This window comes from Methylophilus aquaticus, from assembly GCF_030769565.1.
GTDB classification, from domain to species: domain Bacteria; phylum Pseudomonadota; class Gammaproteobacteria; order Burkholderiales; family Methylophilaceae; genus Methylophilus; species Methylophilus aquaticus.
Window position 1 is genome coordinate 103,258 of sequence record NZ_JAVCAP010000022.1, and the last position, 24,091, is coordinate 127,348.

The following is a 24,091-nucleotide window of genomic DNA, read 5'->3' on the forward strand; positions in this document are numbered from 1 at the left end:
ATTAAGGAACTCAAGGCATTATAACTGATGCCGTTTAAAAATATGAAAGAAAGCGCAAGCTTAACTCTGGTCGTCCCCACCAGCCTTGGCGGGCAGCGTTTGGACCTCGCCTTGCAGCAGATGTTGCCTGACCATTCGCGCAGCCGTTTACAAACCTGGATTAAGGAGGGCTTGGTGCTGCTGGATGGTGCTGCCCCTACCGCTAAAACCAAGGTGTGGGGCGGCGAGAAGCTGCTGGTCAACCCACCTGAAAACTTGCAGGAAAACGCGTTTTCGCCGGAAGATATTCCACTGGATGTGGTGTATGAAGATGATGCACTAATGATTATCAACAAACCTGCGGGGTTAGTGGTGCACCCTGCCGCTGGTAACTGGAGCGGGACTTTGCTCAATGCCTTGCTGTTTCAGTGGCCGCAGCTCAAAGACGTGCCGCGTGCCGGGATTGTGCACCGGTTGGACAAAGATACCAGCGGCTTGCTGGTGGTTGCCAAAACATTAGAGGCGCAAACCAGCCTGGTGCGTCAGTTGCAGGCACGCACAGTCAAGCGTGAGTACCGGGCGATTGTCTGGGGGCAGCTCTGGCGCAATGGTAAGGTCGATCAGCCCATCGGACGTCATCCACATCAGCGCACCAAAATGGCGGTGGTGCGCAAAGGTAAGTCTGCCGTGACCCACTATCAGATTCTGGAGCGGTTTGGTACTAACACTTATTTGCGTTGCAACCTGGAAACTGGACGCACGCATCAGATCCGCGTGCATTTGCAATACCTCAAAGCCCCGATAGTTGGCGATCCCATGTATGGCATCGGCAATATCATTCCGCACAAGATGATGTCACAAGAACTGCGTGCCGTGATTGGTGATTTCAAGCGTCAGGCCTTGCATGCGGTTAAACTGGGGCTGATCCATCCGGTCACCAATGAATTCATGGAATGGCAAATTGAGCTGGCGGATGACATGCGTGTTTTGCTGGATGCGATGCGCACCACCGAGCTGCCGGATGAGCCATTGGCGCCGGTGGATTTCAATGTGGATGAAAACGGGTTGTTTATTGGCGAAGAGGATGAAGACTGGGGCGATGATGACCTGGATGCAGACTTTGAGGATGCCGAGGGCGACGATGCAGATTGGGACGATGATGCACCTCTGGAAGATGATGCACCTCTGGAAGATGATGCATAGCAAGCGGCACCCCCATGGCTGACTTACCGATCATCATACCAGACTGGCCGGCTCCGGCCCATGTCAAAGCCCTGCAAACCACACGTTTGGGGGGCGTGAGCACGGGTGTATATGCCAGTTTGAATCTGGGTGATCATGTCAAAGACCAACCGCAGTATGTTGCGGCTAACCGCCAGCGTTTAAGCCCTTTGCTTCCTTCTGAGCCGGTCTGGCTCAATCAGGTGCATGGCATCCGCGTGATTGATGCGGCACAGGCAAGTTGCATCGAAAGTGCCGATGCGAGCTTCAGCACGCACAAACAGGTGGTCTGTGTGACCATGACTGCCGATTGTTTGCCTGTCTTGTTGTGCGACCAGGCCGGTACGGTAGTGGCTGCCGTGCATGCCGGTTGGCGCAGCCTGTGCGATGGTGTGATCGAAGCCACAGTGCACACCATGCCGGTCGCCGCATCCAGCCTGATGGCTTGGCTAGGCCCGGCTATCGGTCCGCAGGCATTTGAAGTGGGCGGTGAGGTGAGGGCGCAGTTTATGGCGGTGGATGCCCAAGCCGAAACTGCTTTTGTGTCGCACGGGGATAAATGGCTGGGCGATTTATATACCCTCGCCAGACAGCGTTTGCAGCGGCTGGGCGTGACGCAGGTGTATGGGGGTGGCCGCTGTACTTATAGCGAAGCAGAGACCTTTTTCAGTTATAGACGCGATGGTGATACCGGGCGTATGGCAAGTATGATCTGGCTGGAATAAATTTTTAGCTACAGAGGACGTACAGGGATCAGCGTTGAGAAACAAGGGCTATGCACGATGATGCTGTGACCGATATGCCCAATTTTTTTGAGCCACATGTTTTGGTTTTCTCTGTCCTCTGTGGTCAATAAGCTTTATTTAAATATGAAAAAACATTTAATTTTTGATCTGGATGGGACGCTGATTGATTCTGCGCCCAGTATTTTGCACTGTTTCGGCTTGGCTTTTAGCACTACCCATACCCCGCTCAAGACTGAATTAAACAACGATGTGATAGGCCCGCCCTTGATGGAGGCACTCAGACGATTGTCTGGCAGCGACGATCCGGCGCTGCTTCACACCCTTGCTGCTGCTTTCAAGCAGCATTACGACACTAGCGGCTATTTGCAGTCGGTGGTATTTGACGGTGTGCCCGCCATGCTCGAGCAGTTGCAGGCGGCTGGGTATGCCTTATATATTGCCACCAACAAACGCTTTGACCCGACTGAAAAAATTGTGGCGCATCTGGGCTGGCAATCTTTGTTTACTGGCGTATATGCACTGGATTACTTTCAGCCAACCCTCCAGTGCAAGGCAGATATGGTGGGGCAGATGGTGACGGATCTGGTACTGGATGCCGAGGCATGTGTATATATTGGCGACCGCCTGGAAGACGGGCTGGCCGCGGATGCGCACCAGATGGATTTTATACTGGTGACCTGGGGGTATGCAGGGGATGTTTCGCGCATGAAAGCACATTGGCAGCGTTGTGCGCAAGTGCAAGCCTTGCCAGGCATGATAGCCACTTTAGCAGGCGGCGCTCAATGAAAAAGCTACGTGCGCGTCGACATCCTGTGAGCGACTCTATGGGAACTGCAGCGGGCAGGTGGCGTCAATGGCCGATGATGGTGCCTGTCGTTATCTGCATGCTCGGTTTTGTGTATTGGGGGCTACAGCAGCACTGGGATGTCAAAGTGCTGGCAGGGCTTACTTTGCTGGTGGGCCTGATGTCTGGTGCTTTTGTCTGGATCATCGGTCTGATCGGTTTGTTGCCTGTGGTTGGGCCCATCGTGGTGAAGGTATTAAGTTTCGGTTTTATCTGGCTGCTCAACGCCTTGGGTTACCTGGTTTCCTACATTGCCATTCGTCGCGGCTATTCACAAGATGTGCTGACCTATCGCGGACTGACACTGGCATTGATGGTGGGCATTATCACAGGCTATGTCGTTGCACAGTTTATTTAATCTCTCAAGTGTGCAGACGTGGTGATTTCAATACCCGTTAACTGTTTGTTTATGCTTTGTTTTTTTGATAACTCACGTATAATGCGCGCCTCTTTCCTGTGAACACTGCATGACAACTTTGACTCTGTTACTTGCTGATATTACCCCGTTGACCGGCATGGTGCTGGCTTGCCTGGTGGGGGGCGTGCTAAGCGTCTCTGTGGCTGCCATCTTCGCCCTGAACGCCAAAAAACAAATGGTGCCGTTGCTGGTCAGTTATGCGATTGGCGCTTTGCTGGCTGCCGTGTTCCTTGAAATTCTGCCACACGCGATTCAGACAGCACCGAATATTGAAGCCATGACCGCTATGATGCTGTTTGGCATTCTGCTGTTTTTTGCACTGGAAAAGCTGGTGTTGTGGCGGCATTGCCATGGCGATCATTGCGAGATGCATGCACCGCATGATGAAGCACATTGTCCTGATTTGCATGCTGCGCCCGATCAGTCTGGTGTCAAATTCAAATTGGCACAAACGCAGGTGTCACAGCTACAGCGTCATCAGCACGGACCTGACTGCGATCATGCGCCATTGCATCATGACCATGATCATGGTCGTAGCGGCATGATGATTATGATCGGGGATACCTTTCATAACTTTGTCGATGGTATTTTGATTTGTGCTGCGTTTATGGTGGATATGCAAGTGGGGCTGGTCACTGCGCTGGCGATTATTGCCCATGAAATTCCGCAAGAAGTGGGTGATTTTCTGATTTTGCTGCATTCCGGCTACAGTAAGCAAAAAGCATTTTTATTCAATATTGCATCCAGCCTGGCAACCCTGCTGGGAGGGGTGCTGGCCTATCTTGCGCTGACGCTGGTGCAGCAGTGGGTGCCTTATATTTTAAGCCTTGCTGCCGCCAGCATGCTCTATGTGGCGGTGGCCGACTTGATTCCCGGCTTGCACAAGCGCACAGCCATGCGGGATACGTTATTGCAATTATTATTGATCGCTCTTGGCGTGGCTTCTGTCGCGGTGACCAAGTGGCTGGTCGAAGGTTAAAGGATTTATATCATGCAAAGCACTCCCAAGGTCGGTTTTGTTTCGTTGGGCTGCCCCAAAGCCGGTTCGGATTCTGAGCGTATCCTGACCCAGTTGCGGGCCGAAGGCTATGAAATCAGCAATAGCTACGAGCAGTCAGACCTCGTAGTGGTCAATACCTGTGGCTTTATCGATTCTGCTGTGCAGGAGTCGCTTGATGCGATTGGTGAAGCGCTCAACAAGAATGGCAAAGTGATTGTGACTGGTTGTCTGGGCGCCAAAAAAGACGTGGTCACTGGTGCGCACCCCAGTGTATTGGCAGTGACGGGCCCGCACGCACTCGAAGAGGTGATGGGCCATGTGCATACCCATTTGCCCAAGCCACATGACCCATTTGCCGATCTGGTGCCACCGCAAGGCATACGGCTGACACCCAAGCATTATGCCTATCTCAAGATTTCGGAAGGCTGTAACCATCGATGCAGTTTTTGCATTATCCCCAGCATGCGCGGTGACCTGGTCAGCCGCCCGATTGGCGATGTGTTGAATGAGGCCGAAAGTCTGGTCAATGCCGGTGTATCTGAGATTCTGGTGATTTCGCAGGACACGTCTGCTTATGGCGTGGATATGAAATTCCGCAAGGGCTTCTGGAATGGCCGCCCGGTGAGAACACATATGACCGAGCTCAGTAAAGCCTTGGGCGAGCTGGGTGTGTGGGTGCGGTTGCATTATGTCTATCCATATCCGCATGTGGATGATGTGATTCCCCTGATGGCAGAAGGCGCCATTCTGCCTTACCTGGATGTGCCATTTCAGCATGCCAGCCCGCGCGTACTCAAAACCATGAAGCGACCTGCCAGTAGCGAGAATAACCTCGCGCGCATCAAGGCCTGGCGAGACATTTGCCCGGAAATCGCCATTCGCAGTACTTTTATTGTCGGTTTCCCTGGCGAGACAGAAGATGACTTCAAAATGCTGCTCGATTTTATGGAAGAGGCGCAACTTGATCGTGTAGGCTGCTTTGCCTATTCTGCGGTCGACGGTGCAGCCGCGAATGCCTTGCCTGATCCTGTCGCCGAAGAAATCAAGCAGGAACGCTTAAGCCGCTTTATGGAAGTGCAAGAGCGCATCAGCGCGGCAAAAGTTGCGGCAAAAGTGGGCAGCCTGCAAACCGTTCTGGTAGATGAGTTGACTGAAGATGACAATGGCAATGTGATTGCAATTGCCCGCACCAAAGGCGATGCGCCGGAAATTGACGGCATTGTCTATTTGCAGGATGGTGAAGGCTTGAACCCGGGCGATTTTGTTGATGTGCAAATCGTCGACTCACAAGGCCACGATTTGATTGGTGCGCCGCCAGAGTTTTAATCTGGCTCTCCTGAATAAAAATGCCGCATGCGCGGCATTTTTATTTTCCGGGATACTTTTGGCCAGACGGGGCGTCAGCTTAGGCCGCAATGGCCGGACGCTCACAGTCCGCACGCTCTGCAAAAATGTCTAGCGTAAACGGGCAGCGTTTCAGTTTATTGTGTATGTTTTTGCGTTTAGCAGAGGGTTGCAGGTTGACATAAGGCGTCTGGCTCAAGCGCACATAGCCGGATTGCCTCAGTTTTTCGGCAGTGGTTTCAAACTGGCTAAGCGGGTTATCCATATTTTGCAGGGTAATGCCATGCTTATGCACATCCAGTACATGATAAATGGTTTGGGATTGCCCATTTGCGGCAGGTTTGCCGTAGAGCTCTCCCACATGAATGTCGGTTTGCGAATCAGGTATATGCTGCATGCAAGGATGATAGCGCGTTTGCCGCAAGGCTTCAATCCATCCGCGTAGCCCTTATGCTTGATAAGCCGGATGATAAGCCGGATGAGCATGTTAAAATGGGGGCTTGTGTATTTAGAGAGTCATCATGTCAGTTGTTAAAACCCGTTTTGCCCCCAGTCCTACCGGTTATCTGCATATTGGCGGTGCGCGTACTGCCCTGTTTTCCTGGGCGTATGCCAAGCGGCATGGCGGGCAGTTTATTCTGCGCATTGAGGATACCGATGTGGCGCGTTCAACGCCAGAGGCGGTGCAGGCGATTCTGGATGGTATGGCCTGGTTGCAACTGGACCATGACGAAGGCCCGTTTTACCAGATGCAGCGCATGGATACTTACAAAAAAATCATTCAGAAAATGCTGGATGACGGCCATGCTTATTATTGCTATTGCAGCAAAGAAGAGCTGGATGCCTTGCGTGAAACGCAAATGCAGCAGGGTCTGAAGCCGCGCTATGATGGCCGCTGGCGCCCAGAAACGGACAAAACTTTGCCTGAGGTGCCCCAAGATGTGCCACCAGTGGTGCGCTTTAAAAACCCGACTACAGGCGTGGTGGCTTGGGATGATATGGTCAAAGGCCGCATTGAAATCGCCAATGCCGAGCTGGATGACCTGATTATTGCGCGCGCCGATGGTACCCCCACCTATAACTTCTGCGTCGTGGTCGATGACTGGGAGATGGGCGTGACGCAGGTGATTCGTGGTGATGACCATGTGAATAACACGCCGCGTCAGATCAACATGTTGCAAGCCTTGGGTGCGCAAGTGCCTCAATATGCGCATTTGTCAATGATTTTGGGCGATGATGGCCAAAAACTCTCTAAACGCCATGGTGCTGTGAGTGTGATGCAATATCACGAGGACGGTTACTTGCGTGAAGCAGTGCTCAATTACCTGGCCCGTTTGGGCTGGTCGCATGGCGATGACGAAGTGTTCAGCATGGCGCAATTCTGTGAGTGGTTTGACCTTGACCATATCACGCCTTCTGCGGCGCAGTTTAATACTGAAAAACTCAACTGGCTCAATGCGCATTACATTAAAAATCTGCCGCTAGAACGCATTGCCGACGAGGTCAAACCTCGGCTGGGCAAACTGGGTGTTACGGAGACCAGTACGCCTGATTTACTGGCAGTGCTGAATTTATACCGTGAGCGTAGCAATAATCTGAACCAGTTGGCGCAGGAGATTGCTTTCTTCTACCAGATGCCTGCCATCAACGAAGCCGATGCTGCCAAGCATATTCAGCAGGAAACTTCAGGCATTATCGAAAAATTTTTGGAAAAGGCTCAAGATTCCGACTGGGCTGCCGATAACCTACACGATGCGCTTAATTTCGTGGTGACTGAACAGCAGATCAAATTTCCCAAGCTGGCGATGCCTTTGCGGGTGGCTTTGATCGGGATTGCACAGTCACCCAGCATTGACCAGGTGATGGCAATTCTGGGTAAAGAAACCTGTTTGCAGCGCATTCATGCTTTATTTCCAAAAAAATAAAGCATGGGGATTGAAATTGGAACAAATTAGTACAATTATAGTCATTATGATGGATTGGTGTTCAAGATAACAAAAACTCCAATACGATTAAAACAAACAAGGAGCAACTCCATGAATAACAAAGGCCAAATGCTGCAAGACCCTTTTCTGAACGCCTTGAGAAAAGAACACGTGCAAGTGTCCATTTATCTGGTTAACGGTATCAAGCTGCAAGGTCAAGTGGATTCTTTTGACCAATATGTGATTTTGTTGAAAAACACCGTCACCCAAATGGTTTACAAACACGCTATTTCTACCATTGTTCCTGCACGTCCGGTGAATCTTGGGCCGCACGAACCCGCACAAGAATCTTAATGCATGTTTGACAGACCTACGGGCGGAGATGCCGTAGTCCTGGTCAGCGTTAACTTTGGGGATGCTGATTATGAAGAAAGCTTGCAAGAGCTCCGCCACCTCGCCGATACTGCCGGCCTCAATATTTCTGCCACACTGGAAGGTAAACGTCAGTCACCTGATCCCAAATTTTTTATTGGTTCGGGCAAGGCCGATGAACTGAAAGTGCTCATGGCTGCGCATGAAAGTAAAGTGGCAGCTTTTAATCACGATTTGAGCCCCTCACAACAGCGTAACCTTGAAAAACATCTCGAGGCTCGGGTGGTAGATCGCACCGGCTTGATTCTGGATATTTTTGCCCAGCGTGCGCAGTCACATGAAGGTAAATTACAGGTGGAACTCGCGCAGCTGGAGCATTTGTCTACCCGACTGGTGCGCGGCTGGACCCACCTTGAGCGTCAAAAAGGTGGGATTGGCGTGCGTGGCGGGCCGGGTGAAACCCAGTTGGAGCTTGACCGTCGCATGTTGCGTGTGCGCGTCAAGCAGTTGCGCGAAAAGCTGGATAAGCTCAAGCAGCAGCGTGGCATGCAACGGCGTGCACGCAAACGCTCCAATTTGATGACGGTCTCCATTGTGGGGTATACCAATGCTGGCAAGTCCACTTTGTTCAACCGGCTGACCCATTCAGGGGTGTATGCTGCGGATCAATTGTTTGCCACGCTGGATACTACTTCACGCAAAATGCATTTGCCTGAAGGTTTTCCTGTGGTGTTGTCTGACACGGTAGGATTTATCAAGCACTTGCCAACGACCTTGATTGAGGCATTTGGCGCCACACTTGAAGAGGCAGCACAGGCTGATTTGCTGCTGCATGTGGTGGATGTTTCCAGTCCTAACCGGGATGCTCAGATTGAGCAAGTGAATATTATTTTGAACGAGATTGGTGCAGCCGATGTCAGGCAGGTGCTGGTCTTGAACCAGATTGACAAGCTGGGCATGCCGTCGGGAGTAGACCGTGACGAGTATGGTAATATCAAAACTGTAAGGGTTTCAGCTAAAGACGGTGGTGGTATTGAAGATTTACGTCAGGCGCTGTTGGAACATCAGCAATACTTGAAAAAACTGAGTACGGAAGAGCGTGCTTACGTTTAAAGATGAATAAAAATACGGAGTGTCATGCATGAGAAAATTCCCCGGCTTTTGGAACAAGAATAACGAAGGCCCACCTGATCTGGATGAAGTATTCAAAGACTTGAATCAAAAGCTTAACCGTATGTTTGGTGGCAAAGGCAGTCAAGGTAGCGGCAGTGGGCGTGGCCCGTCAACACCTTCTGCGCCATTACCTGTAGCGCCAATATTGGGTTTGGTGGCAGTGATTTGGTTAGGCTCAGGCTTCTACATCGTGGATCAGGGTTCTCGCGGTGTTGTGTTGCGCTTTGGTAAGCATGTAGAAACGACCACTCCCGGACCGCGTTGGCATTTACCTTTTCCTATTGAAACGGTTGAAAATGTCAACTTGGAGCAGGTACGTACCATTGAAATGGGCTACCGTTCATTTGAAGGTGAGTCTGGGCGAAGCAAAGAGTTGCGCGAATCACTGATGTTGACAGATGATGAAAACATTATTGATTTGCAAGTGGCTGTGCAATATAACCTCAAATCTGTAGAGGATTATCAGTTTAGCAACCGCTCGACTGAAGAGAGTGTGCGTGGTGTTGCTGAAACAGCGATTCGCGAAATTGTCGGCAAAAGCAAGATGGACTTCGTGTTGTATGAAGGTCGCGACGATGTTGCCGCCAAAGCGAAGAAACTGATGCAGGATATGCTGGATCGTTATAAGTCTGGTATTCATGTGGTGAATGTCACCATGCAGAATGCACAGCCTCCGGAGCAGGTGCAGGCTGCGTTTGATGATGCTGTGAAAGCCAAGCAGGATCTGGAGCGTCAGAAAAACGAAGGCCAGGCATATGCTAATGATGTCATCCCTAAAGCGCGCGGTACGGCTTCAAGGTTGGCTGAAGAGGCTGCGGGTTACAAGTTACGTGTCGAGAATGAAGCCAAAGGGAATGCTGATCGGTTTGAACAGGTGCTTGCGCAGTATAACAAGGCGCCGGAAGTGACTCGCCAGCGCTTGTATCTGGATGCGCAGGAACAGATATTGTCTAATACCAGCAAGGTATTGGTGGATCAAAAAGGCGGAAATAGTATGCTTTATTTGCCTTTGGATAAGCTGCTTGGATCGGGCGCTGCAAATAATAGTAACAATGCATCGACAGCCGCCACCGGCGAAAAGCTGGTGCAGCCGCCACAATCTGATGCAGGGGTGGTTGAGCGCACACGCGATGCGCTGAGAAGCCGTGATCGCGAATATCGCTAGTAGAGCCAGAGGAAGAATAAATGAAAAATATTGGAAGCATCTTGATAGGCATTTTCATCCTGCTGGTGGTGATCACTTCGTCAGCTTACACCGTGGATCAGCGAGAGTATGCGCTGGTGTTCCGCTTGGGTGAAATTGTCTCGGTTAAAAAAGAGCCTGGGCTGTATTTTAAAATGCCTATGGTTGAAAATGTGCGCTATTACGACAAACGTATCCTGACCCTGAACTGGGAGGAGCCTGATCGTTTTATCACCAGCGAGAAGAAGAATGTGCTGGTGGATTCATTTGTGAAGTGGCGCATTATTGATCCATCGAAATACTACGTTTCTGTACGTGGCGACGAAGTGCAGGCTGAGCGTCGCTTGTCGCAAATGGTCAATGACGGTTTGCGCGCCGAGTTTGGTAAACGCACGATTCATGATGTAGTGTCCGGTGAGCGCTCGGAAATTATGGAGATCCTGCGTCAGCGTGCTGACAAGGAAAGCCGCCAAATGGGGATACAGATTCTGGATGTACGCCTGCGTCGTGTAGACCTGCCTAAAGAAGTGAGTGAGTCAGTTTATCAACGGATGGAGGCTGAGCGTAAATCAGTTGCCAACGAGCTGCGTTCACAGGGTTCAGCCGCTGCGGAAAAAATTCGTGCTGATGCAGATAGGCAACGTGAAGTGATTATTGCAGAAGCCTTCCGCGATGCGCAAAAAATCAAAGGTGAGGGGGATGCCAAGGCTTCTGAAATTTATGCGCAAGCGTTTGGTAAAAATCCTGAATTTTATTCTTTCTACCGCAGTCAGGAAGCTTACAAAAACAGTTTTAAGAGTAAGTCTGATGTGATTATTGTTGATCAAAGTTCTGATTTCTTTAAATACATGCGTAGTTCTGGTAAGAAATAACACTGTCTGAAAAATGAACGGATGGTGGATATTGGGTGGTGTGCTGCTGATTGAAGGGTTGATGCCATTATTGTTTACGCAAGCATGGCGTCAAACCTTTGAAAAACTGTTGCAGTTACGTGATGGCCAAATTCGTTTTATTGGTTTTTTGTCTGTGCTCGCAGGCTTGCTGATTCTTCTGTTCAGTCGTTAGTGTATGCAGTGCCAGCGGGTGAATGGTTGACTCACTGCTGCCAGTTTTCTGTGTTTTGTCAATCGACCGTTATGTGTCTTTGAATACTTTACCCGTGTCTAGAACAAGGCTTTGCAGGTATAATAGTAGGATGCATAATTGGTTACTTCCTGAATATATCGAAGACGTGCTGCCTGCTGAGGCAGCACGTCTGGAGTCCTATAGACGTCAATTGCTTGATTTGTTTCGCGTACATGGTTACCAGTACGTGATGCCTCCCATGATGGAGTATGTCGAGTCTTTACTCACTGGCACCGGCCATGATCTGGATATTGCGACCTTTAAAGTTGTAGATCAACTCACTGGCCGCCTGATGGGGCTGCGTGCCGATACCACGCCGCAAGCTGCACGCATAGATGCACACATGCTCAATCACCAGGGCGTTTCCCGCTTGTGCTATGCAGGCACCGTGTTGCGTACCAAACCGGACGGATTGGCACGTACACGTGAGCCTTTGCAGATGGGTGCCGAGTTATATGGGCATGCCGGGATCGAAAGTGATATCGAAGTCCAGCGTCTGATGATCAAAGCCCTGCAGTTGCTGGGCATGCAAACCCTGTTTGTTGACGTCAGCCACGTCGCCATTTTTGCCAGCCTTTCTCATATGGCCCAGTTGGAAACACAACAAGAAGAAGAGTTGCAGGCCGCCTTGCACTGCAAGGATGTTGCACGTGTTAAAGCGTTGGTTGCCAATTTACCGGTGAAGGCGCAACAACCCTTTATTGATTTAACGCATTTGCATGGTGGTATTGAAGTGCTTGAAAATGCGCATGACTGTCTGCCGGATACCCCGGAAATTGCGCAAGCCTTACAAGAGATGGCAGCCATTGCTGCGCGTTTGCGCAGTCCGTCCGTCGAAGTGACTTTTGATTTGAGCGAATTGCGCGGTTATCACTATCATAGCGGGCTGGTATTTGCCGCCTATGCCAAAGGCTATGCTGGCCCGATTGCATTGGGTGGGCGTTATGATGAGGTGGGGGCTGCTTTTGGCCGTGCGCGTCCAGCCACTGGCTTCAGTCTCGACTTGCGTGGTGCGTTGCTGGCCTTGGGGCCTGCGCAAACCTCCATGGGTGTGTTGGCGCCCGTGTCGGACGATCCTGCCTTGCAAACCATGATAGAAACGCTACGCGCTGAGGGCACAGTTGTGGTTGAAGCGCTGCCTGAAGCCCCTGTCCATTATTCCGAGCTGGCTTGCGACCGCATCTTGCAAAAGGTGGATGGTTGCTGGCAAGTGCTTGCTGTTTAGTTGTTAAACAGCATTTGTTACTCATTTTTTAGAAGTTTATATTGATATGACATCCTCTACTCAAGCAAAAAATGTCGTTGTGATTGGCACCCAATGGGGCGACGAAGGCAAAGGTAAAATCGTAGACTGGCTCACTGACCATGCGCAGGGCGTGGTTCGTTTTCAGGGCGGACATAATGCAGGGCATACGCTGGTAGTGGGGCAGGGCGCAGCACAAAAGGTCTACAAACTCAATCTCGTGCCTTCAGGGATTGTGCGTGATGGCGTGCTCTGCTATATCGGCAATGGCGTTGTGCTGGATACTTCGCATTTGCTGAGCGAGATTGCAACGCTTGAACAAGGTGGCCTGGATGTTAAAAATCGTCTTAAAGTCAGTCCAGGCTGTCCACTTATCCTGTCGCACCACGTGGCCGTAGATTTGGCGCGTGAAGCCAAACGCAGTGCCGAGAAAAAAATTGGTACGACCGGCAAGGGGATCGGCCCGGCTTACGAAGATAAAGTCGCACGTCGCGCACTGCGCGTGTATGACCTGTTTTATCCGGAGCGTTTTGCCGAAAAACTGCGTGAGGTGATGGATTATCACAACTTTGTGCTCACCAACTATCTGGGTGCTGCAGCCGTGGATTTTCAGCAGCAATATGATGCCAGCATGCAACATGCCAGCGTGTTGAAGCCGATGGTGGCGGATATTTCTGCCGCGTTGTATGAGGCCAATGCACGCGGTGAACATTTGTTGTTTGAAGGCGCACAGGGCACTTTGCTGGACGTGGATCATGGCACTTATCCCTATGTGACTTCCAGTAATTGTATCGCTGGTCAGGCGTCTGCAGGCACTGGTGTGGGTGCAAACATGTTGCATTATGTACTGGGCATTACCAAGGCCTACACCACACGTGTGGGTGGCGGCCCGTTCCCCAGTGAACTGGATATCGATACCGAAGGTGCACCCGGCTACCAAATGTCAACCGTAGGCCAGGAAATCGGCACAGTTACCAAACGCAAGCGTCGTTGTGGCTGGTTTGATGCCGCTGCATTACGCCGTTCTGCGCGTATCAATGGCTTGACTGGCTTGTGTATTACCAAGCTCGATGTGCTCGATGGTATTGATGAACTCAATATCTGTACTGGTTACAAACTGGATGGCAAGGTGGTCGATATGCTGCCTATTGGTGCGGATGACGTGGCGCGTTGTGAACCGATTTATGAAACTGTTTCCGGTTGGCAGGAAAGTACATTTGGTGCCAAAACCTGGGAAGCACTGCCTAAAAATGCGCAGCATTATCTGAAGCGCCTGGAAACCGTGTGTGGTGTGCCGATTGCGATTGTGTCTACAGGCCCCGAGCGCGATGAAACCATTGTCCTGCAACATCCTTTTGCTTGATTGGTGAAGGGGTAATCACATGAAAGCACAGCGTCTGGCATGGGCCATTACCGGATCCGGGCATTATTTGCGCGAATCGCTGGCGATATTGCAGACCTTGCAGGATGTGGACGTTTATCTGAGCCGCGCGGCCGCTGAAATTATTCAGCAATACGGTTTTCAGGCCCAGCTCGAGGCCACGGGCCACAAAGTGTATCAGGACAAAACCGCCAGCAGTGTCCCCGTTGAACGATTCTACGAAGGCGTTTATCACACGCTGGTGGTTTCCCCTGCGACCTCCAATACCATTGCCAAAATGGCGTATGGTTTTTCTGATAGTCTGGTCACCAACCTGTTTGCGCAGGCAGGCAAGACACGTGTACACAGCATCGTATTTGCCTGCGATACGGCGCCAGAGCTTGAGTCAGAAGCGCCCCGTGACCACATGGTCAAAGTATATCCGCGCCATATTGACCTGCATAATGTGGGTCTGTTAAAGCAGTTTGCAGACACTGACGTTGTCGAAGATATGGATGCATTGCAAGATGCCATCATGCAGCGGCTGGCGGGTGTGCATGCAGTGCATTTGCATGCAGGTGTGGAAGTTTCCGAGCAACAGGCGGTGTAACGCGCATGACGCGGTCGCTGCTGTTCCTCACCGGAAAGCTGGCAGAACAGAGTCTGCACAAAGTGTTGCAATCCGTGCAGGCTAATAGCACACATGACCCTTTTGAATATCAAATCAAGCAAGTCGGCGTTTCAGTGGCGGCGTTAATGACCCCGCCCTTGATTGCCCGTCGACTGCCCAAAGTGGAAAATGTGGATAAAGTGATTTTACCCGGGCTTTGCCAGGGCGACTTGACCCCACTCATCGAGCAATGGGGTGTGCCTGTTGAGCGTGGCCCTGAAGACTTGAAAGACTTGCCTCAATATTTTGGACAGCAGGGCAAAGCCCCGGATCTGAGTCAGCACAGTGTGTTGATTTTTGCTGAAATTGTTGATGCGCCTGATCTTAATATTGCACAGATTCTTGAAAAAGCCCGTCACTTTCAGTCACAAGGTGCGGATGTGATTGACCTCGGTTGTCTGCCCGGGAAGCCCTTTGCACACATGACAGACACGGTGAAGGCACTCAAGGCTGAAGGCTTTCCCGTCAGTGTTGACTCTATGCGCGAGGATGATTTGTTGGCAGCAGGCAAGGCCGGCGCGGACTATCTGCTCAGTTTGCACGAGAAAAGCCTGTGGATCGCCAGTGAAGTCGCGTCTACGCCTATCCTGATTCCGGCCAAGCCCGGGCAGATGGCCAGCCTGACGCGTGCCATTGAGCATTGCCTGAAAATCGGCAAACCATTTATTGCGGACCCTATCCTGGACCCCATCCATTTTGGCCTGACAGATTCAATTGTGCGTTACCACAAGCTGCGCAAGCGCTATCCCGAGATTGCCATCATGATGGGGGTAGGTAACCTGACCGAACTCACCGATGCCGATACTACCGGTATTAATGCGATGTTATTCGGTATTATCAGTGAGTTGAATATCAATGCGGTGTTGGCTACCTCAGTCAGTGCCCATGCCGTGTATGCGATTGCCGAGGCTGATATTGCGCGACGGATCATGTATAGAGCCAAGCAAGACCAGCGCCTGCCCAGAGGGTACTCGCCCGGCTTGCTGGGGTTGCACGGGCGCAAACCGTTTCCATATGATGCGACCGAGATTGCCGCGTTTGCCGCGCAAATTAAAGACCCCAGTTTTCGCATCATGGTCAGTGAAGAGGGGGTGCATGTCTATAATCGCGACGGTATGTTGCACGGTGTGGACCCTTTTCAGTTCTATGCTGGCTTGCAGGTGGCGGACGATGCTTCCCATGCGTTTTATCTCGGCGTAGAGTTGGCGAAAGCGCAAATCGCCTGGCAACTGAATAAGCGCTATGTACAAGACGAACTGCTGGATTGGGGCGTTGCGAGCATGCGCCAGTCTGCACAACCTAAAGTGGCGCATCGCGAAGCTTCCATTCGAGAACGTGCCGAGCGGATGCCTGTCCAGAGCAGCAATAATCAAGACTAATGGATCACGTGATGATTTACGAAACGATAGTGACGACGACTTCAGGCCAGGGCGAGATTCACATTGCCCCGTTTGGCGTACAGTGGCGTGATGGGTTTGTGGTGATTTCACCTTTCAAGCCGTCTGCAACTTTACAGAATATTATGGACAGCGGTTGCGCCGTGCTTAACCTGACAGATGATGTACGGGTGTTTGCAGCGGCGATTGCCAGAAAAACAAAATTTGCAACCTTAACCATCAACGGGTTTCCTGGGAACCGTTTACAGGAGTGTCTGGCGTATCACACATTAACATTACATCACATTGAAGAGGACGACTTGCGGCCCAAGCTTTGGATGGAAGTTACAAGCACAGTATCGCACGGGCTGTTCAAGGGCTTTAATCGCGCACAGGCGGCTGTCATAGAGTTAGCAGTGCTGGTCAGTCGCTTGCATATGTTGCCGTCAGAAAAAATCATGCGCGAACTGGAGTATTTACAAATTGCCATTGATAAAACGGCTGGCCCACAAGAGCTTGAAGCATGGCAATGGTTGTTGGATTGCGTGCATAACCACATGGCACAACAAGCCGGTATGCAACAGGCTTGAGGATGCATATGCAGTTGCTTGTCAGTGTAAATTCGGTTTCTGAAGCCAGCCTGGCATTATCTGCCGGGGTGGATTTGCTCGATTTGAAAGATACCACCTATGGGGCTTTGGCCATGCTTGATATGGGGGTGTCGCAAGCAATTCTGCAGGCAGTCCGGCATCACCGGATAGCACATCCAGCATCCACAGTCACCGTCAGTGCGACCATCGGCGATGATTGTGCCTCTATGGAGCAACTCAAGCAGCGCATGGATGCACGTCTGGAGGCTGGCGTGGATATCATCAAATTGCCTGCCACCATTTGGCTTGATTCTGATTTGCAAACGACCTTGCAGCGGTTCCTTGGTCATCAAGTATCTCTGATTGCTGTGTTCTCTCCAGCTGAACTCGCAGAACATGCTTTCATGCATGAAAAGCTAGCTGAGTTGTCTGCAAAAGGCTACTTTGGCGTGATGGTAGATACGATAGACAAACATATGCCTGTCACTGCACAAGTGGATCAGCATACTCTACGAGCATTCATTCAACTTGCGCAATCATTGGCGTTGACTGTCGGAGTGGCTGGTGGCCTGCAAGTCTCGGACCTGAAATTGCTTTCTCTAATGCGCCCTGATTACATCGGTTTTAGAAGTGGACTGTGTGAACAGCAGCAAAGAAAAAATTGCTTGTCGGCGAGTATGTTGATGACCACGGTCGAAAAAATGTCTGATATTTGCCAATAAACGGCTTGTAAGCTTGGTATTTGCTAGAGATTGCAGATTTCGGGTTGCTAGCAGGGTATGGATTGCGTATAGTTTAGTCTGAGCTATCTAAGTGTGGCGTTCGCGCCCAATAACAAAGGAGTCAATAAATGAAGAAGAATTTTTTAGGCTTGGCAGTAGCTTCTGCAATGGTATTTGCATCGCAAGTCGCACAAGCTGAAGACATGTACCGCGGTGCTTGGTATGCCGTGCCAGGTGTAAGCTACATGAACACGGATAATGACCTGGAAGCTGATAATGGCCGTGGTGGTTTTCTGGCAATTGGTAAAGAGTTAAGCGAGCACTGGGATATTCAAGGCCGTTTGGGCTACAACCGTGCCGATGAAGATTTAAATTTGGGCGTTGGTGAAAGTGGTAAATACAAGCAGACTGCGCTAGGTCTTGATGCGCTGTATATGTTCAGCCGCGAAAAGTTTCGTCCATTCCTGTTAGCAGGGGTTGGTGCTGCACGTAACAATGTTGATTACAGTATTCCAGGCGTAAACATGGATAATAAAAAAACTTCCTGGATGGCAAACGTTGGTCTGGGTGCGCAATACCTGTTTAGCGACAACTTTGGTATTCAGGCAGATATCCGCCATCAATGGAGTCGTGCAAAATACAATGTAAGTGGTTTGGTGAATGGTTCGGACACTGACACCATTGGTAACACTTTGGTTAACTTGGGCGCTATTTTCCGTTTCGGTGCACCAGCACCAGTCGTTGAAGAGCCAATGCCAGCTGAGCCAGCACCAATGCCGGTGGCTGAGGCTGCACCGGCGCCAGCGCCAGTGGCTGAGCCAGTACCTGCGCCAGTTGTTTGCACACCACAAACTGAAACTGTCACTGTCAGTGCTGAGAAACTGTTTGGTTTTGACAAGGCAAACTTGAAAGAAGAAGGCCGTCGCGTTTTGGAAGAAACTGCTGCCAAAATCAAATCCAACCCTGAAATTACTGCTGTGGTTGTGACTGGTCATACTGACCGTATCGGTTCAGAAGCCTACAATCAGAAACTGTCAGAGCGTCGTGCCAAACAAGTGGCTGACTACCTGATTGCTCACGGTGTAAGCAGCAGCATCATTACTGCTGAAGGCAAAGGCAAATCTGAGCCTGTTGTTCAGTGTGATGGCAAGAAAGTGACTAAACAACTGATCTCTTGCTTGCAGCCTAACCGTCGCGTTGAAATTCGTGCTGAAGGTACCAAACAAGTTGGTTGTCAGTAATTAACCCTTAAGGGTTATAAAAAAGCCACGCAAATGCGTGGCTTTTTTTATGGCGGCAGTAGACTGTTTCAAGTAAATACAGAGGGCTAAATGTATAATTCAACCATGAAGCCATCTTCGTTTATGATTAAAGCGCGCTGGATAATCCCCATGACTGCGCGTACAACTGTTCTGGAACATCATGCTGTGCTGATTGAGGAGGGGCGGATACAGGGTATTTATCCGCTATCAGAGTTGCCAGACTGGACACATCATTTGCCTGTCGTTGACTGTCAGCAGCATGTACTGATCCCCGGCTTGATCAACTTGCATGTACATAGCAGTATGAATTTATTGCGCGGCTATGCCGATGATTACGCCTTGATGCCATGGCTTAAAGAGCAGATATGGCCTGCCGAAAAACAGTGGGTCTCCTCGGCTTTTGTCCACGATGGTGCCTTGCTCGCCTGTGCTGAAATGCTCAGTGGCGGGATCACCACTTTTAACGATATGTATTTTTACGCGGGCGCCACGATAGAGGCCGTATTAAAGGCGGGAATGCGCGCGCATATTGGCCTGGTGGTGATGGAGTTTCCGACAAATTATGCCAGTCATGCGCAGGAATATATCCATTCAGGCACTGCAGTCAGAGACCAATACAAGCAAGAGTCTTCGATCAGTTTTTCTTTTGCGCCGCATGCACCGTATACCGTCAGTGATAAAACATTCGAGCAGATTGTAACCCTGTCTGAGCAACTGAATCTTGGCATACACACGCACCTGCACGAAACGCAGGATGAAATTGCACAAAGCCTGCAAACCTATGGCATGCGTCCACTGGCGCGTTTGCAGGCACTTGGTGTGATCGGGCCAAATACTGTGCTTGCCCATGGCGTGCATCTGGAAACTGCCGAGCTGGAATTGTTGTCAAGGCAAGGGGCACACATTGCACATTGTCCGAGTTCAAATCTTAAATTGGCCAGTGGCATTGCACCGATCGCAGCCGCATTACGCGCCGGTATTAATGTGGGCTTGGGGACTGACGGTGCAGCCAGCAATAACCGGCTGGATATGTGGCAGGAAATGCGCACAGCAGCGATGCTGGCCAAAGTGGCAGATCATAACCCGGAGTCATTGCCCGCATATGAAGCGCTGGCGATGGCCACCATCCATGGGGCCAGGGCACTAGGATTGCAAGATCAGGTGGGCAGTATCGAGCCTGGTAAGCTGGCAGATTTGGTGGCCGTCAACATGGATGATTTGAACAGTCTGCCATGTTTTGATCCTGTGTCACATTTGGTCTATGTGACCGGGCGGGAGCAGGTCACACATACGTGGGTGCAGGGGCAATTGCAATATCAGCGACAGGCGGGAGGTCTGCAAGTATTTGAACAGCTGGATAGCGAAGAGTTAAAGTCAATCGCTTTGCAATGGCAATGGAAGATTAACGCTGTACGCCACAGGGATCAGCCCGCGGCGAGTAAAAAGGAATATTAAATGGCAAACGTTGAAACCGCAGAAGTGAATAAATTTTCTGACTTGGCCCATCAATGGTGGGATATGCAAGGCGTATTCAAACCACTGCATCAGTTAAACCCTTTGCGCCTGGATTACATAGACAGCCGCGCTGCACTATCAGGCAAGCTTGTACTGGATGTCGGGTGTGGTGGTGGCATATTGAGCGAATCCATGGCCAAGCGCGGCGCGCAGGTGACCGGGATTGATCTGGCTGACAAATCGTTGCAAGTGGCACAGTTGCATGCGCTGGAGGCCGGCGTGCAGGTAGAGTATCGCTGTATTGCAGTCGAGGCGCTGGCTGCAGAAAGGCCGCAAGCCTTTGATGTGGTGACCTGTATGGAAATGCTGGAGCATGTGCCGGATCCTGCCAGTGTGGTGCGTGCATGTGCTGCCTTGGTCAAACCGGGCGGTCAATTGTTTTTTTCAACCCTCAACCGCAATGCCAAGGCCTACCTGATGGCGGTGGTTGGCGCGGAATATCTACTCAACCTGCTACCCAAAGGCACACATGATTACAGCAAGTTTATCAAACCCTCTGAGTTGGCCAGCTGGTTACGTCAAACCGGACTTGAGTTGCAACACCAGACGGGGGTGACTTACAACCCCTTCAGCAAGCAATACGCGCTGACCATGGATACCAGTGTTAACTATATGCTGCACGCCATCAAAGAAGCTTAAGGCAAAGTGGCCTAATCCAGAAAAGCCTAAACTCGAGAACCCTGAATCCATGCAAGCAGTCCTGTTTGACTTCGACGGTACGTTGGTTGATACCGCCCCCGATCTGGGCCATGCCCTTAACCTGCAACGCGCGCGCCATGGTTTGCCATTTTTACCGGATGAAAGCATACGTCCCTACGCTTCGCATGGCTCGCGCGGCCTGCTCGAAATCGGCTTTGGTTTGTTGCCCGGCCAGGCCAACTTTGAGGCCATGCGTACCGAATATTTAGAGCTCTATACGCAAGTCATGACGCGTCAGCCTGTGCTGTTTCCCGGCATGGCCGAAACCCTTGCGGAGATAGAACAGCGTGGCTTGCGCTGGGGGATTGTAACCAACAAACCGCGTCGGTTTACGTTGCCCATGGTCGAGCATATGGGATTGGATCGTCGTGCCGGTGCTGTGATCAGCGGAGACGATGCGCCCCAGCCCAAGCCGTCCCCGCAAACCTTGTTGCTGGCATGCGAGCACATGCATTTGCATCCAGAAAAAGTCTTGTATGTGGGCGATGCTGAGCGCGATGTTCAAGCCGGCAATGCTGCCGGGATGACCACACTGGTGGCATTGTTCGGCTATTTGTCTGCGGCTGATCAACCGCAGGCATGGGGAGCCGATGGGTGTATTCATCAGCCCCAGGATCTGCTTGCTTATTTGTAAGCAGTGGGTAATCGCCTGTAGGAATTGATGTGTAAGTATTGATTTGGACTTGCTTAGTTACGTGTGCTACTGAGCACTGCCATGGCCGCAATATTAATATCCGCAACCAGAATACTGGCCAGCTTTCCTTGATCATTCAGAATAGGTAAAGAGACTGTCAGGCAAAAATCTTCAGTGGCTGTAGAGAGGTAAATGCTTGAAATATAAGGCGCATTCGTTTCTACAACGCGTTGATAATAGGCCTGCTGGCTGCGGTCTATGCCGGCGCCCCCGGCTTTTATTTTTCCGTACATGTTCGGATTGATCCAGTTGGCATAGCGCTGCACTCCGTTAGACTCCAGTTCGAAGATGACTTCGAAAAATGGAAATTCGGCAAAACAGCTGTCCAAGTCGTGAGAACCTGTCGCGCGTTGCGTGTGTAGTAGCGATTGCAACGCTGAAAGTGCTTTTTGTTGCCAGTCTGAATAAAACTCTTTTTTGGGTAAGATCGTTTGCGGCGGCGTATCTTCGACGACGACGATACTGCCAATATTCGCTTTGCCAATCTTTTTTAGCATGGCTGCCCGCTCCGCTGCCATGACGCTGTTCTCCAGTGTGCCTTGCTTGCCATTGACGACAGCGATAGACACGCTGGCGACAGGGTGATCTTTACCGTCTTCTGTGGTGAAAAAGCCGCGCTCCAAATCGCTGGCATCGTACAGGTGTACTGCCAATGCCTGGAACTGGCTGATGATATGGAGCAAGGTGTCATTGAGACCAGGGGCATTGTGATCGTAGATCAGGACAAAATCATCGCCGCCGATATGGCCGACCATAATACCGGATTTATCCTGAAACTCCTGGCGGATGATTTCGGAGAGCAGTCTGATCATGGCATCGCCACGAATAAAGCCGTAACGGTCGTTGTAAGATTTGAAATGATCCAGGTCTATATAGACCAGTTGTGTATTGGTATTGTTGCGCAAACTGTTGTCCAGCGTTTGCCTGAGTGTGGGCCCTGTGGTGAGGTGGCTCAGCGGGTGCAAGTTGCCCGTAGATGCTTTACGACTGATCAACTGGGCCATGATTTCCATAGGTTGCAAGATGCCGATATAGCCACCTTCATCATTAACGGTGATCCAGATATCAATATTGCCACGCTCAAGATAAAAAATGCGTGCCAGCACCGAGGAGGGCAGCATGTGGTTAATCACCTTGGGCAAGGGGTCGCAACATGCGCCCAAGCCGGAGACTTTTCTGGAAAAGACTTTGCCACGACGCAATACACCGAGCGGTTTTTGTCCATCCAGCACCACGGCTGTCGCGATATCTGCATGGGCATTAAATAATCGTCTTGCCTCTGCCAATGAGCTGCTGACATCAATGGTCAGCCCGTGGCTGATATATTCACCAATATGAAAGTCATCAGGAATATGTGAGCGATGCGATTCGTCGCGGGCCGGTAATGCGGTGACCTGGTCGCTAGGGGTGCTTTGGGGCTGCGCAAAATAGAAACCTTGTGCATAATGTAATCCCAAATCCTGGCAATAGGTAATATCTTCTACCCGCTCCAGTCCCTCTGCAATAATGGTACAGCCCAAGCGCTGCGCCATCGAAATGATGGCCTCCAGCAGCACAGTTCTGACACGGCTGCCTTGTGCCTCATGCACAATTGCACGATCAATTTTGATAAAGTCTGCCCGTACTTCTGCCAGTATACGTAACCCATTAAAGCCTGAGCCCATATCGTCCAGCGCAATGCGCAGGCCATGCATTCGGATTTCATCGCAGTATCGTGCCAGTAGTTCCGGGTTGGTTTTTTCACTTTCAACAATTTCGATGACCACCTCTCGCTTATCAATGCTGTGCTGCGCCATAATTTGCAAAATAAAATCCAGCCAGCCCGGGCTCATGATAGTTTGCGGGAGTACATTGATAAAGATAGGCTTGTCTGCGGAGATGGCTTGGGACTTGCCGATCAAGGCCAGATGCTGGCAGGCAAGGTCCAGTTCATGGGTGCGCTTGACCTCGGCGGCAAGTGCAAACGCTTCCATGCCATTAAGCCACTGGCCTTCTGGTGTTTTGAGTCGGCACAAGGCTTCAAAACCAAATACTTTACCGCTTTGACCAAAGTCTACGATGGGCTGGTAATGCATTTGTATATGTGGCTCAAGGTCTGATAGCAGCCACGGGTACTTGTGGCGCGCATAGAAGGTGTTAAAGGGCATGGTCGCCTGCAGCGCTTGCATCGGCTCGATGGGTTGCCGATCATGAGAAACCATGACCCAGGTATCCTTGAGTGTATGCGAGGTTTCCCGGGCGATGACACCATCGAGAAACTGAAGTAATTCCGATTCCGAGTGATAAGTGAGTGATGGTTTGTGATTGTCTGAAAAGCCTGTACTTTCCATGTTGACATGACTGTTGGCATCAAAGGTATGCAGAAATAATTCCATCAAAAATCACCTGGCTTTTATGCAGTTTAGAGCAGGGCGCTTGTATGCAGTATGTTCCAAGCACGCACTAAACAAATATTATGTGGGTTCTGTATCAGACAGTGTTATGACTATAACGACAGAAGATGGGTTTAATTGATATGAACACGCATATAAATCGAGCGATATTCATCATTTATCCGCATTCCATGCTGGCAAAGAGTCTCTAGGAGAGGTTGTTGACGCGTCATACGCCACGTATGCACGGTTTACAGC

24 protein-coding genes are annotated in these 24,091 nt (G+C 50.7%); 22 read left to right on the forward strand and 2 right to left on the reverse strand.

All coding sequences use genetic code 11. The features are described from left to right. Nucleotides 1-27 precede the first annotated feature (27 nt). The 6 genes from rluD (at nt 28) to rimO (ending at nt 5,534) form a co-directional block, all read left to right on the forward strand. Complete coding sequence (gene rluD, locus Q9291_RS11455; RefSeq protein WP_306390187.1) at nt 28-1,182, forward strand: 23S rRNA pseudouridine(1911/1915/1917) synthase RluD; 1,155 nt, start codon at nt 28-30, stop codon at nt 1,180-1,182. A 14-nt stretch (nt 1,183-1,196) separates the two neighbouring features. Further along, nucleotides 1,197-1,925 carry a peptidoglycan editing factor PgeF gene (gene pgeF, locus Q9291_RS11460; RefSeq protein WP_306390188.1) on the forward strand — a complete coding sequence of 243 codons (729 nt, stop codon included), beginning with the start codon at nt 1,197-1,199 and terminating at the stop codon, nt 1,923-1,925. Between the two features lie 144 nt (nt 1,926-2,069). Beyond that, nucleotides 2,070-2,732: an HAD family hydrolase gene (locus tag Q9291_RS11465; protein ID WP_306390189.1), complete on the forward strand. Its 663-nt coding sequence runs from the start codon at nt 2,070-2,072 to the stop codon at nt 2,730-2,732. Further along, nucleotides 2,729-3,148, forward strand: a complete 420-nt coding sequence (locus Q9291_RS11470; RefSeq protein WP_306390190.1) for a hypothetical protein — start codon at nt 2,729-2,731, stop codon at nt 3,146-3,148. Before Q9291_RS11465 ends, Q9291_RS11470 begins: the two co-directional genes overlap by 4 nt. 109 nt (nt 3,149-3,257) lie before the next feature. After that, the gene (locus Q9291_RS11475) at nt 3,258-4,187 is read left to right on the forward strand and encodes a ZIP family metal transporter (RefSeq protein ID WP_306390191.1); all 930 of its coding nucleotides are present in this window, start codon (nt 3,258-3,260) and stop codon (nt 4,185-4,187) included. 12 nt (nt 4,188-4,199) lie between these two features. Further along, nucleotides 4,200-5,534 (forward strand): 30S ribosomal protein S12 methylthiotransferase RimO, encoded by a 1,335-nt coding sequence (rimO, locus tag Q9291_RS11480; protein WP_306390192.1) that lies wholly within the window; start codon nt 4,200-4,202, stop codon nt 5,532-5,534. A gap of 79 nt (nt 5,535-5,613) precedes the next feature. On the opposite strand, the gene Q9291_RS11485 is transcribed toward rimO, so the two are convergent. Beyond that, nucleotides 5,614-5,949, reverse strand: a complete 336-nt coding sequence (locus Q9291_RS11485) for a hypothetical protein (RefSeq protein WP_306390193.1) — start codon at nt 5,947-5,949, stop codon at nt 5,614-5,616. Nucleotides 5,950-6,073: 124 nt separating this feature from the next. On the opposite strand from Q9291_RS11485, the gene gltX reads away from it, so the two are divergent. The 16 genes from gltX to Q9291_RS11565 all read left to right on the forward strand — a co-directional run bounded on the left by gltX (nt 6,074) and on the right by Q9291_RS11565 (nt 21,401). Beyond that, nucleotides 6,074-7,477: a glutamate--tRNA ligase gene (gltX, locus tag Q9291_RS11490; RefSeq protein ID WP_306390194.1), complete on the forward strand. Its 1,404-nt coding sequence runs from the start codon at nt 6,074-6,076 to the stop codon at nt 7,475-7,477. 111 nt (nt 7,478-7,588) lie between these two features. Continuing rightward, nucleotides 7,589-7,831, forward strand: coding sequence for an RNA chaperone Hfq (gene hfq, locus Q9291_RS11495; RefSeq protein ID WP_306390195.1), 243 nt, complete (start codon nt 7,589-7,591; stop codon nt 7,829-7,831). Between the two features lie 3 nt (nt 7,832-7,834). Then, nucleotides 7,835-8,962: a GTPase HflX gene (gene hflX, locus Q9291_RS11500; protein WP_306390196.1), complete on the forward strand. Its 1,128-nt coding sequence runs from the start codon at nt 7,835-7,837 to the stop codon at nt 8,960-8,962. Between the two features lie 28 nt (nt 8,963-8,990). Continuing rightward, the gene (hflK, locus tag Q9291_RS11505; RefSeq protein ID WP_306390197.1) at nt 8,991-10,187 is read left to right on the forward strand and encodes an FtsH protease activity modulator HflK; all 1,197 of its coding nucleotides are present in this window, start codon (nt 8,991-8,993) and stop codon (nt 10,185-10,187) included. A gap of 20 nt (nt 10,188-10,207) precedes the next feature. Next, a complete protein-coding gene (hflC, locus tag Q9291_RS11510) occupies nt 10,208-11,077 on the forward strand; it encodes a protease modulator HflC (RefSeq protein WP_306390198.1) in 870 nt (289 codons plus the stop codon). Nucleotides 11,078-11,090: 13 nt separating this feature from the next. Then, nucleotides 11,091-11,270 carry a DUF2065 domain-containing protein gene (locus Q9291_RS11515; protein ID WP_306390199.1) on the forward strand — a complete coding sequence of 60 codons (180 nt, stop codon included), beginning with the start codon at nt 11,091-11,093 and terminating at the stop codon, nt 11,268-11,270. Nucleotides 11,271-11,400: 130 nt separating this feature from the next. Further along, a complete protein-coding gene (locus tag Q9291_RS11520; protein ID WP_306390200.1) occupies nt 11,401-12,555 on the forward strand; it encodes an ATP phosphoribosyltransferase regulatory subunit in 1,155 nt (384 codons plus the stop codon). 46 nt (nt 12,556-12,601) lie between these two features. After that, the gene (locus Q9291_RS11525) at nt 12,602-13,936 is read left to right on the forward strand and encodes an adenylosuccinate synthase (RefSeq protein ID WP_306390201.1); all 1,335 of its coding nucleotides are present in this window, start codon (nt 12,602-12,604) and stop codon (nt 13,934-13,936) included. Nucleotides 13,937-13,955: 19 nt separating this feature from the next. Continuing rightward, a complete protein-coding gene (locus Q9291_RS11530) occupies nt 13,956-14,543 on the forward strand; it encodes a flavoprotein (RefSeq protein ID WP_306390203.1) in 588 nt (195 codons plus the stop codon). Nucleotides 14,544-14,548: 5 nt separating this feature from the next. Next, nucleotides 14,549-15,982 carry a DUF6513 domain-containing protein gene (locus Q9291_RS11535; protein ID WP_306390204.1) on the forward strand — a complete coding sequence of 478 codons (1,434 nt, stop codon included), beginning with the start codon at nt 14,549-14,551 and terminating at the stop codon, nt 15,980-15,982. A gap of 11 nt (nt 15,983-15,993) precedes the next feature. Beyond that, a complete protein-coding gene (locus tag Q9291_RS11540; RefSeq protein ID WP_306390205.1) occupies nt 15,994-16,569 on the forward strand; it encodes a DUF447 domain-containing protein in 576 nt (191 codons plus the stop codon). Nucleotides 16,570-16,577: 8 nt separating this feature from the next. Further along, entirely contained in the window at nt 16,578-17,291 is a 714-nt protein-coding gene (locus tag Q9291_RS11545; protein WP_306390206.1) for a (5-formylfuran-3-yl)methyl phosphate synthase, read from the forward strand. A gap of 128 nt (nt 17,292-17,419) precedes the next feature. Further along, the gene (locus Q9291_RS11550; protein WP_306390207.1) at nt 17,420-18,532 is read left to right on the forward strand and encodes an OmpA family protein; all 1,113 of its coding nucleotides are present in this window, start codon (nt 17,420-17,422) and stop codon (nt 18,530-18,532) included. A gap of 105 nt (nt 18,533-18,637) precedes the next feature. Further along, nucleotides 18,638-20,008 carry a TRZ/ATZ family hydrolase gene (locus tag Q9291_RS11555; RefSeq protein WP_306390232.1) on the forward strand — a complete coding sequence of 457 codons (1,371 nt, stop codon included), beginning with the start codon at nt 18,638-18,640 and terminating at the stop codon, nt 20,006-20,008. Then, the gene (gene ubiG, locus Q9291_RS11560) at nt 20,009-20,707 is read left to right on the forward strand and encodes a bifunctional 2-polyprenyl-6-hydroxyphenol methylase/3-demethylubiquinol 3-O-methyltransferase UbiG (protein ID WP_306390208.1); all 699 of its coding nucleotides are present in this window, start codon (nt 20,009-20,011) and stop codon (nt 20,705-20,707) included. A 49-nt stretch (nt 20,708-20,756) separates the two neighbouring features. After that, nucleotides 20,757-21,401 carry an HAD family hydrolase gene (locus Q9291_RS11565; protein ID WP_306390209.1) on the forward strand — a complete coding sequence of 215 codons (645 nt, stop codon included), beginning with the start codon at nt 20,757-20,759 and terminating at the stop codon, nt 21,399-21,401. A 53-nt stretch (nt 21,402-21,454) separates the two neighbouring features. Here the strand turns inward: Q9291_RS11565 and Q9291_RS11570 are convergent, their stop codons facing one another. After that, the gene (locus Q9291_RS11570; RefSeq protein ID WP_306390210.1) at nt 21,455-23,836 is read right to left on the reverse strand and encodes an EAL domain-containing protein; all 2,382 of its coding nucleotides are present in this window, start codon (nt 23,834-23,836) and stop codon (nt 21,455-21,457) included. Nucleotides 23,837-24,091: the final 255 nt, after the last annotated feature.

Coding starts and splice junctions, on each gene's coding strand:
- rluD (WP_306390187.1), top strand. CDS start 28: ATGCCGTTTAAAAATATGAAAGAAAGCGCAAGCTTAACTCTGGTCGTC.
- pgeF (WP_306390188.1), top strand. CDS start 1,197: ATGGCTGACTTACCGATCATCATACCAGACTGGCCGGCTCCGGCCCAT.
- Q9291_RS11465 (WP_306390189.1), top strand. CDS start 2,070: ATGAAAAAACATTTAATTTTTGATCTGGATGGGACGCTGATTGATTCT.
- Q9291_RS11470 (WP_306390190.1), top strand. CDS start 2,729: ATGAAAAAGCTACGTGCGCGTCGACATCCTGTGAGCGACTCTATGGGA.
- Q9291_RS11475 (WP_306390191.1), top strand. CDS start 3,258: ATGACAACTTTGACTCTGTTACTTGCTGATATTACCCCGTTGACCGGC.
- rimO (WP_306390192.1), top strand. CDS start 4,200: ATGCAAAGCACTCCCAAGGTCGGTTTTGTTTCGTTGGGCTGCCCCAAA.
- Q9291_RS11485 (WP_306390193.1), bottom strand. CDS start 5,949: ATGCAGCATATACCTGATTCGCAAACCGACATTCATGTGGGAGAGCTC.
- gltX (WP_306390194.1), top strand. CDS start 6,074: ATGTCAGTTGTTAAAACCCGTTTTGCCCCCAGTCCTACCGGTTATCTG.
- hfq (WP_306390195.1), top strand. CDS start 7,589: ATGAATAACAAAGGCCAAATGCTGCAAGACCCTTTTCTGAACGCCTTG.
- hflX (WP_306390196.1), top strand. CDS start 7,835: ATGTTTGACAGACCTACGGGCGGAGATGCCGTAGTCCTGGTCAGCGTT.
- hflK (WP_306390197.1), top strand. CDS start 8,991: ATGAGAAAATTCCCCGGCTTTTGGAACAAGAATAACGAAGGCCCACCT.
- hflC (WP_306390198.1), top strand. CDS start 10,208: ATGAAAAATATTGGAAGCATCTTGATAGGCATTTTCATCCTGCTGGTG.
- Q9291_RS11515 (WP_306390199.1), top strand. CDS start 11,091: ATGAACGGATGGTGGATATTGGGTGGTGTGCTGCTGATTGAAGGGTTG.
- Q9291_RS11520 (WP_306390200.1), top strand. CDS start 11,401: ATGCATAATTGGTTACTTCCTGAATATATCGAAGACGTGCTGCCTGCT.
- Q9291_RS11525 (WP_306390201.1), top strand. CDS start 12,602: ATGACATCCTCTACTCAAGCAAAAAATGTCGTTGTGATTGGCACCCAA.
- Q9291_RS11530 (WP_306390203.1), top strand. CDS start 13,956: ATGAAAGCACAGCGTCTGGCATGGGCCATTACCGGATCCGGGCATTAT.
- Q9291_RS11535 (WP_306390204.1), top strand. CDS start 14,549: ATGACGCGGTCGCTGCTGTTCCTCACCGGAAAGCTGGCAGAACAGAGT.
- Q9291_RS11540 (WP_306390205.1), top strand. CDS start 15,994: ATGATTTACGAAACGATAGTGACGACGACTTCAGGCCAGGGCGAGATT.
- Q9291_RS11545 (WP_306390206.1), top strand. CDS start 16,578: ATGCAGTTGCTTGTCAGTGTAAATTCGGTTTCTGAAGCCAGCCTGGCA.
- Q9291_RS11550 (WP_306390207.1), top strand. CDS start 17,420: ATGAAGAAGAATTTTTTAGGCTTGGCAGTAGCTTCTGCAATGGTATTT.
- Q9291_RS11555 (WP_306390232.1), top strand. CDS start 18,638: ATGAAGCCATCTTCGTTTATGATTAAAGCGCGCTGGATAATCCCCATG.
- ubiG (WP_306390208.1), top strand. CDS start 20,009: ATGGCAAACGTTGAAACCGCAGAAGTGAATAAATTTTCTGACTTGGCC.
- Q9291_RS11565 (WP_306390209.1), top strand. CDS start 20,757: ATGCAAGCAGTCCTGTTTGACTTCGACGGTACGTTGGTTGATACCGCC.
- Q9291_RS11570 (WP_306390210.1), bottom strand. CDS start 23,836: ATGGAATTATTTCTGCATACCTTTGATGCCAACAGTCATGTCAACATG.